Below are 14,471 nucleotides of genomic sequence, written 5' to 3' on the forward strand. Positions count from 1 at the left end.
AATCAATTAACCCTTTGAAATTTAATTTTGTAATCTCGCTGAAAGTTTACAAGTTCTGTTGCACCGTCTAAATAGCGAATTTCACTAATTAACTGTTCACCTTGATATAAACGCCGTGTCGAGCCTTGTTCAACCAAGTTCAAACCATAAAGTTGCGAGTTCAGCACAGTAACCGGCCAGTGTACTAGCATGATATCAGCAAGAATATAGCGAGGATCAACCGCGTTGATAGGGAGCATTTTTTCGCTTTTAATCGGCCCTAGTGGCGCTTTTTCTAACTGAAAGATTGGCATACCTTGAGCCGTCATAACAGCCAAGTTAATACCCGTTTCACTGTTTAAACTCAGCTGCGCTAGTAATGTATGCTGCTCATCGCCATGGTGTACTTCCAGTACTTGCTGCCAATTATCGGCAACTAATGACGGCGGTGGATCAAGCAAATAAATCCCTGCATTTGGCGCTAAATCAACACCCGTTTTTACTGCAAATTCACTGGCGCAACTTACCACTAATATGCTCAAAGATAAGAGCAAAGAGCGTGTTAGTCGCGACATAATTCAACCAGTGTATTTAAGCGTTTGTTGCTTTGTTTTACAAATGGGTTTTGTAAATCCCATGCATAACCAGCAAGAATAGCACTGATCATCTCGCGCACTTGTTGGTTTTTCTCACTGTAAAAAATCACGTCCTGAAATGAGCCATCATACCAAGCACTGACGTAGGTTCTAAAGCAATTAACCCCTTGTTGCAAAGGCTCACTGTAATCGTTTTTGAAATCAACTTGCTCACCACGTAAGTAGCTATCAACTAAAGGAGCGACCAATGAGGCTGATTTTAATGCAATCGTCACCCCAGATGAAAATACCGGATCTAAAAACTCACCAGCATTACCAAGTAGTGCAAAATGCTCACCATACAAGCTCGACACATTAGCCGAATAGCCTTTAATAGCACGCGCTTCACCAATAGCTTCTCGATTGGCTAATAACTCACTTAAATAGCTATCTTGTTCAATAAATTCATTTAAACCAGCGAGTGGTTGTTTATCCTCAAGCTGCTCTGGTTTACCAACGACACCAATGCTTGCCGTACCATCACTAAATGGGATCAGCCAATACCAAATATCTTTTTGCTCTGGGTGAACATTAATTAAGATTTTTTCGCGGTCAAACTGTGTATCGCTAATATTATCTTTAAAATGGCTGAAAAAAGCCCAACGTACTGGGAAATTTGATGCTGACTCTAAATCAAGTAAGCGAGGTAATACCCTGCCAAAACCACTGGCATCAAGTACAAAACGCCCTTTAATTTGATAGCCTTGCTGGTTTTCATCCGTAACATCAAGTAAAGCGCCATCCTCACAATCGGTGAACGCTAACACGCTATGTTGGTAACGAATTTCAGCCCCTTGCTGCATGGCACCATCGGCTAAGCATTTATCAAAGTCAGCGCGTTTTACCTGAAAAGTCGTGCCAGGGCCTTCGCTAAATTTCTCGGTAAAATCGATTGTGGTGTGGTCGCCCCGACGCTGAAACGCCGCACCATTTTTAAACTGAAACCCAAGTGATTGTGCCTGTGCTTGCACCGCTTGCTCAAGGCCTGCTTCTGCTAAAAAGCTCATGCACTGGGGTAATAAACTTTCACCAATCGAAAAACGCGGAAAGGTTTGCTGCTCTAACACCACCACATGCCAACCTTTTTTCACCAGTAAACTGGCAGCCACGGCACCTGAAGGGCCAGCACCAATAATAACAACATCAGCCTGTTGAACTTGATTATTCACCTATTATTTTTCCTTATTTTTAGGTAATGCAATACTGAGCGGCGCCAGGATATAGATACAAACTAGCCCCACTAATACCGTTAATCCGAAACTGAAAATGGCCGGCGTTTTCGAAACGGCCAACATGCCAAATACCCACATCGATGATGCCGCTGACAAGCTAATTGCGAGTACATTGCTCGAGCTTAAATTATTGACCTGATAAAACACCAAGTAATCGATTGCCAACGCTAATATCAATAAACAGCCTAATAAATTAAAAATCGACAGCTGAGATTGCAGCGCACTGCATAGTAGCAGTACAGCCGCGGTTGTTAGTACAAGCACTAACGTTTGTTTACACGCCGTTTTAAAACCAAATTTAACGCTAAAGAGTAATAACGCAAAGGTCATCGCAATGGCCAGTGTCACCAGTAACGAATTTGAGTAATGACTTAAACCTTCGCTTATCATCGCGACTTTATCGTAAACAACTAAATCTGGGTAAGCGTTGGCTAAATCCATCAGCTCGGATTTATTTACACCTGTTACCATAAACCAGCTTGCGGTTAGTGTGTTGTTTGAGATCACTTGGTTAGCGATTAACGGCGCTAACGGTGAATTAAGTGCCGCGTTTAAATCAAGCATTGATGTTGGGAGCTCAACGGGCGTCCCTGTCATTTGGCTAACCACACTCATCGCTTGCTGGGCCGAATGCAGTTGATCGTAGTTTTGCTGTTGTAATTGTTTACTAGGCACTAAGTCACTAAGCATCAAGGCACGGCCATTAAGACCGCGAATAGTTGCTTTTAATGCTTCTTGCTCTACTAATAACTGCTGCGCATTATCAGCAAATAAAATCATGATTTGGCCATTATCTTGACCTAATAAAGACATATGCAACGCTTCGTTTTGCATTAAATCAGCAGGACTTGCATTTAACAGCTTTACATCATCATTAATCACAGGGGGTTTTAGTAAGGCAAAAGCACTCAATAACACTAACGTCAGCATACTGAGTGCGACGCGATAATGCGTTAATCGTTTTAAATAACCACTTAAGCAGTTAGCTAATTGATGCGCAGCAGTGTTAATGGTTAAACCAGCTTGCCAATAAGGCAGTAAAATTCGTGTGCAAAGCCAAGCTGTAACTAGCCCTGCAACAACGAACACGCCCACTTGACTGAGTAACTTCACGGGTGAGAAAAACAAACTCGCGTAACCGAGTGTGGTGGTTAGTAACGACAACAACAGTGCCAGTTTAAGCCCTTGGCTAAAACCTTGTGGCTGCTCAGTTAAATCAAGCATGCCATGAAATGCATAATCAATGGCGATACCAATCAGCGTCACTGCAAACACCATGGTTAATACATGGACTTGACTAAAAATACTGATCAGCGCAATGGTGCCACCAATAGCGGCGCTTATCACGGTTACAGAGGCCAGCCACAATGCATTTATCGAGCGAAACACCCACACCACCATCACAATAAGCGCCAGCAAGCTCACCGAACCAAACAAGGTCATTTCAAATTTGGCTTGCTGCGCATTTGCTGCGGTGTGAAATAAAGCACCGGCATAGCGAATTTGTGTATCTGGATAGCGGCCTTCAAGCTCAGCGATATAGGCAACTATCTCATTGCTCAACGCTATTGATTGATTTATTGAAAAGGCATTGTCAGCACTTTGCACAAATAACATTAAATACTCATCACCTTGATAGTTAATGTTAATTCGGCCATCTTGCAGCTCAAATTGCTGCATGTGTGTCATTGCCTCAGATAAGAACCCTGCTGTAGCAAGTGTTGGGTCTTGGTTGATAGTACTTGAAACAAAAGGATCAGCGACTTTACTCAACTGACTAAAGTAATACTGTTGAAAGCGATTAGCATCGCCAATAGCTTGTTTATATTCCTCGGAGACTAAATGCCCGGCGTACTGACCGTAAAATGCTGCCAATTGGGAGATTTCAGGTAACTTAAAACGAGGCTCAATGTGTTTACTCGCCAGCCACTGATGTAAATCATCATAAGCTTTTACTGCATTCTCACCCCGAAAAGAAAAGCTCAACTGCTGTTTATTAGCTGAAAAAAAGTGTTCTTCGACTTGCTGTAAACGCGGTTCTGACTTTGGCAACAAAGCCAAAATATCATTATTCAACGACGGCTGTTTTAGAATAAAAACAACCACTAAGGCGCTAACTAATAGGCTCAGCCAAGCAAGCGTTAGGCCCCATGCTTTCACTGTTTTTGCTCTTTATGAGGGTAAGCAAAGCGTAACACAGTAAAGTTACCATTTGCTTCTTGAAGACGCACACGGCTCACTTGCTCTGCTGCTTCACATAATTCGAACAGACTAAATAGCTGCTTTAGCAAGTCATCTTTAGGCAATAAAGTCTGACAACCGGGCTCTGCATGCTCTGTCATCGTAAATTGCTCAGCAAGTGCCACTTCATCATGCTTTAAAATTGCTTGCAGTAAATTAACGTAAGGCTCTGCACCTTTTTGTAGCTGCGGCTTATCTTGGTCATCCAGGGTATATACTTGCCCTTGCTTGATTAATAGCGTGCTTTTAACCGGAGATTCAACTTGCCAAGTGAGGCCATCTTCAGCAAGTTCAAACGAACCTGATGAAATAAAAGGCTTACTAAACCCTTTAAAATGCTTTTCTTGGCTAAATGTGCCTTGCTCTGTTACTGCGCTTGATGCAAACACAGGAAAAAAAACGAGCATACTCAGTAACAACACGCTTAATCGCATTAAATCACCTTTTGAAGTTTTTCATGGAGTACAGGCGGCGAAACAAACTGCATTTCTTTTTTCTCTATATCAACCGCAACTTGGATAGTCGTTGCTTTGGTTAACTTTTTACCTGTAGCGCAATCAGTGATTACGTAATCGATACGTAATCGTGTTTCATATTCTTTTAAGTAGGCATCAACGCGGATTTTTTGTGTAAACAATGCTGAGCCGACGTACTTAATATGCATGTCAATAATCGGCCACGCATAGCCAGACTCTTGCATTTGCACATAATCATAATCAAACAAACGCAGTAATTCGCAGCGCGCGACTTCTAAATAGCGCGGGTAATTACCATGCCATACCACATTCATTGGATCGCAATCATGAAAAGGAATTTCAATCTCAACATGAGTACTCAACAACGAGCCACGACTATGCATATAAACTCCAACGTTTTGTTTGAATAGCGTCTACCGTAAAGCGAAGAACAGCCTCTAGAGGACGGTCTTCATCAAGCAGCGGGAAAAACTCGCTAATGTCTTGATACATACTTTGTACATCACTAGTTAAACTAGCGAATTCAAGCTCACCGCTATTAATACGTAAACGCAAACCTTGAATACTCGCAAGCAAAGTACTTGCAACCACTTGCTCAGTTAGCTGTAAGATACGCAAACAATCTCGTGCAGCGATAGTTCCCATGCTCACTTTATCTTGGTTGTGACACTCGGTTGAACGAGAAAACACACTTGCTGGCATGGTCAGTTTTAATGCTTCGGCCGTGTATGCACTGGCGCCAATTTGGACCGCTTTAAAACCATGGTTAATGTAGCGACGCTCATCATTACTCGCCGATAGATTAGAAGGCAAACCATTGTTATAGCGCGTATCAACTAAGGATGCGATTTGTCTGTCTGCTAAGTCGGCTAAATTAGCAACAGCGGTTTTCATGCTATCCATTACCATTGCAATATGACCACCATAGAAGTGACCACCATGCAATACGTGCTCACCTTCGCCATCGATGATTGGATTATCATTTGCCGAATTTAGTTCATTTTCAATCATTTGCCTAAACCACGGCAAACTATCTTGCAGCACACCAATAACATGTGGAGCACAGCGAATTGAATACCTATCTTGTAAGCGGTCAGCATTACGAGGGTGTTCTACATGGTTTAGATCACCACGGATCCATGCAGCTACTTGCTGTTGCCCTGGATGTGGCTTCACTGAAAACAAAATATCATCAAAGTGATGACTGTTACCTTTTAATGCAAGGCTTGCAAGGGCTGTTATACGGCTGGTCAATTTAGCTAAGTAATCTGCTCTATCATAAGCAAGACATGCCAAAGCTGTCATCACGGCAGTGCCATTCATGACTGCCAGCCCTTCTTTCGGGCGCAGTTTTAATGGCTTTAAGCCAAGTTCTTGCATCACCTCTAGACTGTTTTTAATTTCGCCTTTGTAATACACATCTCGCTCACCAACCATAGCACCGGCTACATACGAAAGCGGCGTTAAATCACCACTGGCTCCCACTGACCCTTCTTGCGGGATCACCGGTACGATATTGTGATTTAAAAAGTCACGTAATAAATTCAACATCTCCCAGCTAACGCCAGAATACCCTTGTGAAAGCGAAGTTAAACGAGTCGCTAAAATAGCGCGCCCTTGGGCTTGATTAAACACATCGCCAAGGCCGCAACCATGAAAACGAGTAAGATGCAGTGGTAACTCATTGACTAAATCAAGTGGCACTTTTACGGTTACTGAATCGCCATAACCTGTGGTAACGCCATATATCACGCCATCATCTTCAAGCAACTTATCTAAAAACGCCACGGCGCTGTCTATTTTATTAGCAAATTGACGGTCTGATGTTAACGCAACAGCACCTTGCTCTAATGCAATATGAACAATATCTTCGATTGATAAACGCTGTTTGCCAAAAACGGTAGTCGAGTGCTCTGACACCTTAGTTCTCCTTGTTTTGACTACGAGACACTTGCTCGTCATTTTGCCAAAAATCATAAAAATTAAACCATTGATACGGATAGGCCGCAGCATAAAAACTGAGCCTTTGCGCATAATCGCTAACAATTTGTTGTAATGTTTGTTGCCTCGTTTTACGCGGTAAAACGAGTTTGTCGGCGTATTTTTCAAAAATCACGCGGTAAAATGTTTCGCCATTGGGCTTTTTATCTTTTATACAAAACAGATGAAACACCGGGCAATCTAACAGCGCAGCTAAAATAAATGGCCCTTGTGAAAAGGGGGCTGGCTTACCTAAAAAGTCAGCTTCGATAACTCTTCCTGCGGTGGTGGTACTGGTTCTATCACCGACTATCACCACAATTTCACCCTGCTCGACTTTCTCTTTGAGCATAATTGCCATATCTGGGCCAAGATCGGTTACTTGAATGAGGTTTACTGCAACATCCGGATTAATACTTTTCAGTAATTTATTAAATTCTACAGCATGATGCGTAAACACCAATACATTGATTTTTTTACTGTTTCGGTGTTGGCTAAGGGCTCTACATACCTCTAAGTTACCAAGGTGTGAGCCGATAAAAATAGCCCCTTGCTGTTGCTCATCAAGTTGTTTAAACAGCGCTTCGTTGGTGTAAAGAATATTATGTTGCTGAATTCGTCCAAGCCATGCATCTATTTTGTCAAAGGCGCTGTCAGCGAAGCAGCGAAAATGACGAAAGCTATCGCGCCAAGTAACTGCTTTACTATTGCCATTCACTTTACGCGCTTGGGTTAAGAATGCATGTGACGCTTGGCGGGCAGTTTTGCCAGTTAAAAACAAATAAAACACCACCGGAAACAACACCAACCACAAGCCTTTTCGACCAAATACGCGATAACATACGAGCAATATTTGCATGCCTAAGCGATTGCCACGTTCTTGCATTTTTGACCAATGTTTTACAGCCATTAGCCTGCCACCTTACGCCAAAGCAGCTTAGGTGAGCGTAGCAACATGCCAAAGAATAAACGCGTATGCAGCCACGAAATTCCCACGTTATCGTGTAAGGCTCGAAAATGAGATACGCCATTTTCAGGGTAAATGACCTGGGTTGGCAAAAACGTGACTTTAACACCTTGCCAATAAAGCCTGACTAAAATTTCAATATCAAAGTCCATGCGCTTGCCAAGCGTTTGCTTAGCCATTAATTGTTCAACGGCTGCTAAGGGGTAAACCCGAAAACCACACATTGAATCAACAATATCAAAGCTGAGCGTTTCTACCCAAACCCAAAAATGGGTGATGTAACGACTTAAATAACGGTGCTTAGGCACTGAGCTATCATAAATAGGACAACCACTGATCACCTTGTTAGGTGATGCATTACTTAGTTCAATCAACTTACTAATATCTGCTAACGAATGCTGGCCGTCAGCATCAACCTGAATGGCATGGCTGAACCCTTGCTGATAGGCAGCCATCAACCCAGTTTGAACTGCCCCACCCTTACCTTGATTTTGAGCATGGCTTATCAAGGTTAAAAAATCGTACTTAGCGTTAAGCGTTGCAAATACTTGTTTGGCATCAGCGTCACTGCCATCATCAACCATGATTATCGGCAGCTGTAGCTCTTTTAGCTCATCGAGTACAGCAGCAATAGCATGGGTGTGATTGTAATTAGGAATAACAATACAAAACTGGTTCATGGCTTAATCACAAAATACAATTCGACCAGACGCATGCTGGCCTTTTTCTGATTGATAGCTAAACAAACATTTGCCTTTTGCATTGCGCTCAAGGGTGAGGTTTACCGTCATATCAGGGGTTGTTACTACCTGAAACTTTAACACTTCTAAATCTTGTACTAGTTTGCCAAAACCCAAATATTGCTGAGCATATTTTACTGCCCAATCCAGCTGTACTACGCCTGCTAAAATTGGCGCATCTGGAAAGTGGCCGCGAAAATAATCTAAATCAGCCGCAATGGTTAACGCTAAACTCACGCTAGTTTCTGTTTGTGATAAAACGGCCACCTCTGGGGTCACGTTATTCAGGCTTGGCAAAATACTGCTCCAATGTTTTTAAACTTAATTTAGCTTGGCTGTTAAAAGGAAGTGCATCGATGTAGCGCCATTTACGTGGTAAGCAAATACGTTCAAAGCGGTTTGAGAGGTGTGCTTGTAAAGCGCGGTTAATTGCCAATTTACCCTGTTGTTCAAGCTCTTTATTAGCTTCTTCACTGAGTACAACCACCGCACCAATTTGCACGCGCTTAGCTGGAATAACCACCACTTTTGCTTCTTTTATCCAGTCGTGACTTTGCAGATAACTCTCAAGCTCATCTAGGTTTAAACGTTTTTCTTCAATTTTTATCGTTCTGTCTATACGGCCCAACAGTTTAAATTGACCATTTTTATGAACGAGTGCTCTATCGTCTAAAGGGAAATTCGATTGCTCTAAAATCGCAGAATCTAGCATCAAGCGCCCTTCATGATTCAGCGATAAAAAATTACCATTAAACGGCTGCCATGGTACATCAACCGCCGCCTGTGTAACTTGTCGATAAGCAATACCGCCGGTTTCGGTACTACCAAATACTTGGGTAGCCGGGCGAGCTAACTGGTTAAATAAAGTTTCGGCATGTTCATTGTTGAGTGGTCCGCCAGAGGAAAATAACCACTTAATTTTGTCGCGTTCAGGAATTAACACATTATCAGCACATAAACGACCAAGTTGCGCAGGGCTTGAAACGAGCGCTGCATAACGAATATTTTTTAGTCTTTGCGCAATATGTTCAGGATACTGAATTTGTTCACTATCAATTATATGGCCTTTCGCCAACGGCCAAAGTAAACGAAATAATAAGCCGTAAATATGTTGATGCGAAACGGTTGCTAAAAACGTAAACTGGCTGGGTAAGTCAAATGACATTGAAAGTACTGCAAGCTCTCGATTTAATACCCGCCACGGTTTCACTATCGGTTTAGATTGTCCTGATGAGCCTGAAGTATAAAATATAACCGCTGTGTTTGTTGGCCATTGTAAACGGTTAGTTTGCAAAGGCGTGTGACCAAGACTTTGCTCAAGGTTAGTAAATAGCACATCATCATTGATATTGGTCGCATCGCCGGCAAAAAAAGCAGACTGTGCTAGCAATAAACTTAAGGTTTCGTGCTGACCATTAGGTGGCAAAATAACATTATAACCACTACACGCTAAAGCAAATAAGCGCACTGCAAATTGGTAGGTATCAGGGTGGAATAACACCACATGGCTGCCAGCTTTAAGCGCTGTGAGCTTACTTTGATAAGCCGCAATATCAGCAAAAAACTGTGTTTGTGTTATTGGCTGCCCTGCAACAACAAATGCAGCGTCTGGGTGAAATTTCAGGTTACTCGCTACCATTACTTTTAACCTTTTGTCTTACAAGCCATTCCACAAGGCCTAAGAGAGCTATCAAAATATAGGCTATTAATCCGTTGTACAGAGTCCATGTCTGTAACGAAGTAAATAGGCTAGTGTATAACGCAATACTGCCATTAATAATAAAAAACGCGCACCATACTTTAGTAACTTGGCGCGTGTAATTAACCCCTTTCTCATCAAGATCAGGCTCTTTAATTCGAGCAAAACTTTCAATGACTGTTGGGCCACTTTTCAACGAATAAGCAAAGGTTATGGCCATTACTGTATTTATAATGACTGGGTAAAGCTTTAAGCCCAGATCACTGTTAAAAAACTGCGTTGTTGCTAAAGCGATAATAGCCAAAATAGAGGCTGGCTTTATCCATGGCATAGATGTCAGTAACTTCTTGCTAAGTAAAAGCCTTAAACCTAACAATACCATCAATACCAAGCTCACTTGCCTTAATGAGATATGCTGTAATCCAAAATACACAATAAATGGGTATAAAGATAAGCATACGAAGAGCAATGTTGTGGTTATCGCTTTGAGCATAGTAATGTTTATGAAACGAGTTTTTCTACTTCGTTTACAACATCTTGCACAGTACGCACTTGCTTAAATGCATCTGGCTCAATTTTCTTACCAGTGATTTCGCGTAGTTTTACAACTAAGTCAACAGCATCAATGCTATCAAGATCTAGGTCTTGATACAGGTGCGCATCTAGGCTGATATCATCAGCATCGATCTCAAATTCATCTACTAAAATGCCCTGTAAAACGTTGTAAATGTCAGCAGCGGTTTTCATGCTTATTCCTACTTCTAAGTCTGTATTATGATTGGTGTTGGTTAATAAATTCTGCCAGTGCATCTACCGATGCAAAATGGGCTTTTGTTTGTTCTGAGTTTGCGTCAATCTTAACGTTAAACTCTTTTTTAATGGCTAAGCCAAGCTCAAGCGCATCGATGCTATCTAGGCCTAAACCATCAACAAACAAAGGTTGGTCATTTTCAATATCATCCACGGTAATATCTTCAAGATCTAAGCTGCTAATGATTAATTGTTTTATTTTGTTCTTTAGTTCAGTCATAGGTGCCTGAGTTCCTCTGAAAAGTAATGTTGCAAATCACGGGTTAATTGTCGTGCTTGCATGGCGGGTTGTTCATTATTAAATGTGTCGTTAAACGTAAATGGGTCAGTGGCAAAGCGCATCTCAAAATGCGCTTTTGTTGCAGCAACGCAATACCATGGTGTGCCTTTGGTCAAAGTGCTGGGCTTCATACTAATCAGCACTGAGGTAATTGGAGCTTTACAACGCGCAGCAATATTCGCAGCGCCACGCTTAAATTTTAGCTGTTCACCTGGGGTTGTGCGGGTGCCTTCAGGAAAGATTATCAGATTATTTCCAGCAGCGAGAGATGCTTCACAATCATTCAGTAACTCTTGCGGGTCTTCATTACTAATATAACCTGTGCCTTTAATTACACCGCGCATAAACGGATTTTTAAATAAGTGTGCTTTGACCACGCAGTCAGCATTTTTAATCACAGATATCAGCACCACAACATCAATTAATGAAGGGTGATTGGCAAGAACTAATTGCCCTCTCAGGTCATGAAATTTCTGTTTATCTTGCACAGAAAAATGGATAGCACCGGTGTAATGCATTAAGGCAACAAAGAATTTAAAACTATAGTGAACCGTTAAACGGGCTTTTTGCTTACGTTTCGCTTGGCAAGGTTCAAATAAACGTTGTAGAGGCAAAACCAACAAGGTGAGTACAATACCGCCAAAACCAAATACAGAAAAACAAAACCCGGTTGCCAGTACCCGCCAAATTTTATTCAACTTAATGTAAACGTTAGTCGCCATGGTACTGTAGCATCCAAGCTGATTGTTGATGCGAAAGCAGCGATTGTGATCCTTTGCTTGTTAAAGCAGCTGCTAATTGCAAACTCAGTGGTAAACACGAGTCACTTTGAGTATGTTCTGATTCAGGTAGTTTTGTTAATTCAAAATACGGCTTACCGGTCTGCGCTGTTGATAATACGAACGATACACTATGAGCAATTTGTTGCTCGTCGCTAAATGGTAAGTACTCATCTGGTAATACACTTTCGGCATGAGCAATCAAAATCTGCTGTTCAATACCACTATGAACACGCGCAAAACCATCTATCATGGCAGAAATAATGCTGTCTTGGTCACCAGCAATAGCATTCATCGGGGCTTTATTTTTTGCAATAATCGAAAATAATCCGGTTGCAGCATTATGTACACTCAGACCAAATGCGGTCGGAGAAAGAGGCTCTTGTTCGACAAGTGAATGTAACAGTTGCGATGTTTTTGGTAAGTCGCCATGACGCGATGAAAAATTAACAGCTAGCTGCTGATACTCACCTTGCGCTTGATGCATAGTATGAAGCGCCATTTTCATAAATGGGCTTAAGCGGCGGCGCTGCATCGGTGCAACCCAGCTTAAATCAAGGTCAGCAAGATTGAGATGGCTTAATTCTGCTATTTGTTGCTCGGGTGCAACCCATAAACTCAAATTCTCAACAACAAATTTCACAAATATTATTCTTATAACGCCAAACGATTGCTAATTTTACCTATTAGCTACAAAAAAGTAAAACAATGGTGCTTAATTACAGCCGCAATTAAGCACTCATTCATTTTTATCGTAAAATAACGTCTTTTTCGGTTAAAAGTTGTGCTTTTTCACCTACTATATCAGCAACATCGAGTTCGTTAATGTAACCTAAACCGATTTCTTGCTGAGCACTTGTTAGTGGCACATAAGGAAGACGGAACACAGGATTTACCGCGCCTGTCATCATAAGTGCCGTATTGATTGCAATTGGATTAGGCTCGCAGAATAACCAGCCCATAAGTGGCTGTAGTTTTGCATTAAGTGCATCATTTTGCTCATCCATTAACTGACGGAATAAGCCTGGAATAATATTAGATGTAACCGAGATAACACCGTGCGCGTTATGAATGTGTCTTGCATCATGCGCTTCATCGTCATTACCTGACCAACAAGCAATACCTTGCTGTTCATAATGAGCAATACGCTCATTGCCACCGCACTCTTTTACACCGATAAAGTTTTCGTGCTTCGCGAGTGGCTCAATGATATCGGGTGTTAAGTCTTGGCCTGTACGACCTGCTACGTTGTAGATAAACGCAGGACCAATATCAAGTAAACGATTAAAGTGCTCTTTCACACCCGCCAGCGACGTACGTCCGTAATAAGGGTTAATTTGTAGCGCTGCATCCATACCGGTGGCAAAACCATACTCGGTTGCTTTAATCGCTTCTCGCGTATTGTTGCTACCTGTATTACCGACAATTAATAAACGGTCAGAGAATTTGCTAACACTGTGAGCAATTAGCATTAAGTGTTCTTCCCAATTCATTAATTGCCCTTCACCTGTGGTACCACCGACAATAATGCCATCAACACCAGCTGCAATTTGCTGTTCAACAAGGTCGTCATAACATGCAAGATCAATTTCACCATTGGTTAAATAAGGTGTTTTTATAGCGGTGATCAAACTTGCTTGTTTAATTGTTTCTAGGTTGCGCATAACTTTTTTAATGTTTGGAAAATTTGCGCTAGTTGTATCACAAACACAGGCATTTTCCGAGTAGTGTGCTGCAATAAATAAAAATACTTGAGAAAAAATCAAAGTTAAGCCAAAATAAAATACTGTATAAATTAACAGTGTTTATTGTGAGTATTTGATAATGCAACTTTCAAAATTTTTGGCAACCTACTTTTATACCACCGAAGAGCTGTGCCATACCCTCTCAATTGATGAGGAAACGCTATCGGCATGGCAACAAAGTAGTTTATTTCCAAAGCCGAGTTACTGTTTGCAGAGTCAATTAGAATGCAGTTCATATTCGGGCATTTATCAATGCGAAGAATATCAAGACTATTACCCTCGTGGTGCCACTAGTTGGGGGCAATTAATTATCAAACATGACATAAGCTCATCCTGCCAAGCGTTTAATTATTTTGCTCAGCAATATTCAAATCAACTCAGTAAGCTTGCTGAGCAAGGCTTTGCTATCGATGAAGAATTATTTGGCAGTGAAATTGACGAGCACTTACAGCAAGTTTGGCAGCAGTTTTTATGCAGTAAATACGGTGTGCTAACACAAAATGGCTTAGTTGAAGAAGCCGTACAGCTCGATGTGGCTAAGTTATTGATTGATGATATTACTGAACTACGCACTAAAACAGGTTTAAGCGTGGAAGAGCGCCAAAGCTTACATAAAGCGCTCAAATTAATGAACCGCGCGTTAAGTCATGGAACGGGCAACGAAGGTAAAAACACCTTACGCCATCGTTATATTGATGACGTAGTGGCAAAGTACGATCTATCGGTAAAATAACCTCTCATTTTTGCGCTTAAAATGAAGCGAAACTGAATGACCGCACAAAGTTACAACAGTGTTTATTTTGTTATAAATAGGTTAATACAATTTGCTACCTTTGTTTTGTAGGTTTTCATCTGCTTGATCGATAGATTGGTCTGGTTGAGTTATTGCTCTTGTCATATTTGTTATT

Annotated in this window: 17 protein-coding genes; 1 reads left to right on the plus strand and 16 read right to left on the minus strand. The window is 41.5% G+C overall.

Translation table 11 applies throughout. The annotated features are described in order from the left end of the window. Window positions 1-2: 2 nt before the first annotated feature. The 16 genes from AN394_RS06975 to dapA all read right to left on the minus strand — a co-directional run bounded on the left by AN394_RS06975 (window position 3) and on the right by dapA (window position 13,482). Complete coding sequence (locus tag AN394_RS06975; protein ID WP_055021091.1) at window positions 3-554, minus strand: DUF3261 domain-containing protein; 552 nt, start codon at window positions 552-554, stop codon at window positions 3-5. After that, the gene (locus tag AN394_RS06980) at window positions 542-1,783 is read right to left on the minus strand and encodes an NAD(P)/FAD-dependent oxidoreductase (RefSeq protein ID WP_055021092.1); all 1,242 of its coding nucleotides are present in this window, start codon (window positions 1,781-1,783) and stop codon (window positions 542-544) included. Before AN394_RS06980 ends, AN394_RS06975 begins: the two co-directional genes overlap by 13 nt. Window positions 1,784-1,786: 3 nt before the next feature. Then, window positions 1,787-4,006: an MMPL family transporter gene (locus AN394_RS06985; RefSeq protein ID WP_055021093.1), complete on the minus strand. Its 2,220-nt coding sequence runs from the start codon at window positions 4,004-4,006 to the stop codon at window positions 1,787-1,789. After that, on the minus strand, window positions 4,003-4,521 hold the full coding sequence (locus tag AN394_RS06990; protein WP_055021094.1) for an outer membrane lipoprotein carrier protein LolA: 519 nt from the start codon (window positions 4,519-4,521) through the stop codon (window positions 4,003-4,005). Before AN394_RS06990 ends, AN394_RS06985 begins: the two co-directional genes overlap by 4 nt. Next, window positions 4,521-4,946, minus strand: coding sequence for a thioesterase family protein (locus AN394_RS06995; RefSeq protein WP_054554548.1), 426 nt, complete (start codon window positions 4,944-4,946; stop codon window positions 4,521-4,523). The genes AN394_RS06990 and AN394_RS06995 overlap by 1 nt, the downstream gene beginning before the upstream one ends. Continuing rightward, window positions 4,939-6,483, minus strand: coding sequence for a histidine ammonia-lyase (gene hutH / locus AN394_RS07000; RefSeq protein ID WP_200910010.1), 1,545 nt, complete (start codon window positions 6,481-6,483; stop codon window positions 4,939-4,941). Before hutH ends, AN394_RS06995 begins: the two co-directional genes overlap by 8 nt. Window position 6,484: 1 nt before the next feature. Further along, window positions 6,485-7,453 carry an acyltransferase gene (locus AN394_RS07005; RefSeq protein ID WP_055021095.1) on the minus strand — a complete coding sequence of 323 codons (969 nt, stop codon included), beginning with the start codon at window positions 7,451-7,453 and terminating at the stop codon, window positions 6,485-6,487. Then, entirely contained in the window at window positions 7,453-8,190 is a 738-nt protein-coding gene (locus tag AN394_RS07010; protein ID WP_054562417.1) for a glycosyltransferase family 2 protein, read from the minus strand. Before AN394_RS07010 ends, AN394_RS07005 begins: the two co-directional genes overlap by 1 nt. Before the next feature lie 3 nt (window positions 8,191-8,193). Then, window positions 8,194-8,547 (minus strand): thioester dehydrase, encoded by a 354-nt coding sequence (locus tag AN394_RS07015; RefSeq protein ID WP_054562418.1) that lies wholly within the window; start codon window positions 8,545-8,547, stop codon window positions 8,194-8,196. Beyond that, window positions 8,531-9,889: a class I adenylate-forming enzyme family protein gene (locus AN394_RS07020; protein ID WP_054562419.1), complete on the minus strand. Its 1,359-nt coding sequence runs from the start codon at window positions 9,887-9,889 to the stop codon at window positions 8,531-8,533. Before AN394_RS07020 ends, AN394_RS07015 begins: the two co-directional genes overlap by 17 nt. Continuing rightward, window positions 9,876-10,442 carry a hypothetical protein gene (locus tag AN394_RS07025; RefSeq protein ID WP_055021096.1) on the minus strand — a complete coding sequence of 189 codons (567 nt, stop codon included), beginning with the start codon at window positions 10,440-10,442 and terminating at the stop codon, window positions 9,876-9,878. The genes AN394_RS07020 and AN394_RS07025 overlap by 14 nt, the downstream gene beginning before the upstream one ends. Before the next feature lie 8 nt (window positions 10,443-10,450). Beyond that, on the minus strand, window positions 10,451-10,696 hold the full coding sequence (locus AN394_RS07030; protein WP_054554554.1) for an acyl carrier protein: 246 nt from the start codon (window positions 10,694-10,696) through the stop codon (window positions 10,451-10,453). 25 nt (window positions 10,697-10,721) lie between these two features. Then, window positions 10,722-10,979 (minus strand): phosphopantetheine-binding protein, encoded by a 258-nt coding sequence (locus AN394_RS07035; protein ID WP_054554555.1) that lies wholly within the window; start codon window positions 10,977-10,979, stop codon window positions 10,722-10,724. Beyond that, window positions 10,976-11,761, minus strand: a complete 786-nt coding sequence (locus tag AN394_RS07040) for a 1-acyl-sn-glycerol-3-phosphate acyltransferase (protein WP_054562421.1) — start codon at window positions 11,759-11,761, stop codon at window positions 10,976-10,978. Before AN394_RS07040 ends, AN394_RS07035 begins: the two co-directional genes overlap by 4 nt. Next, entirely contained in the window at window positions 11,751-12,461 is a 711-nt protein-coding gene (locus AN394_RS07045; protein ID WP_152968918.1) for a beta-ketoacyl synthase chain length factor, read from the minus strand. Before AN394_RS07045 ends, AN394_RS07040 begins: the two co-directional genes overlap by 11 nt. Before the next feature lie 106 nt (window positions 12,462-12,567). Further along, complete coding sequence (gene dapA / locus AN394_RS07050) at window positions 12,568-13,482, minus strand: 4-hydroxy-tetrahydrodipicolinate synthase (protein ID WP_055021116.1); 915 nt, start codon at window positions 13,480-13,482, stop codon at window positions 12,568-12,570. A gap of 160 nt (window positions 13,483-13,642) precedes the next feature. Between dapA and AN394_RS07055 the strand changes: the two genes are divergently transcribed. After that, window positions 13,643-14,296 carry a DUF6058 family natural product biosynthesis protein gene (locus tag AN394_RS07055; RefSeq protein WP_054562423.1) on the plus strand — a complete coding sequence of 218 codons (654 nt, stop codon included), beginning with the start codon at window positions 13,643-13,645 and terminating at the stop codon, window positions 14,294-14,296. Window positions 14,297-14,471 lie beyond the last annotated feature (175 nt).

This window comes from Pseudoalteromonas sp. P1-26 (genome assembly GCF_001401795.1).
In the GTDB taxonomy this organism is placed as follows: Bacteria; Pseudomonadota; Gammaproteobacteria; order Enterobacterales; family Alteromonadaceae; genus Pseudoalteromonas.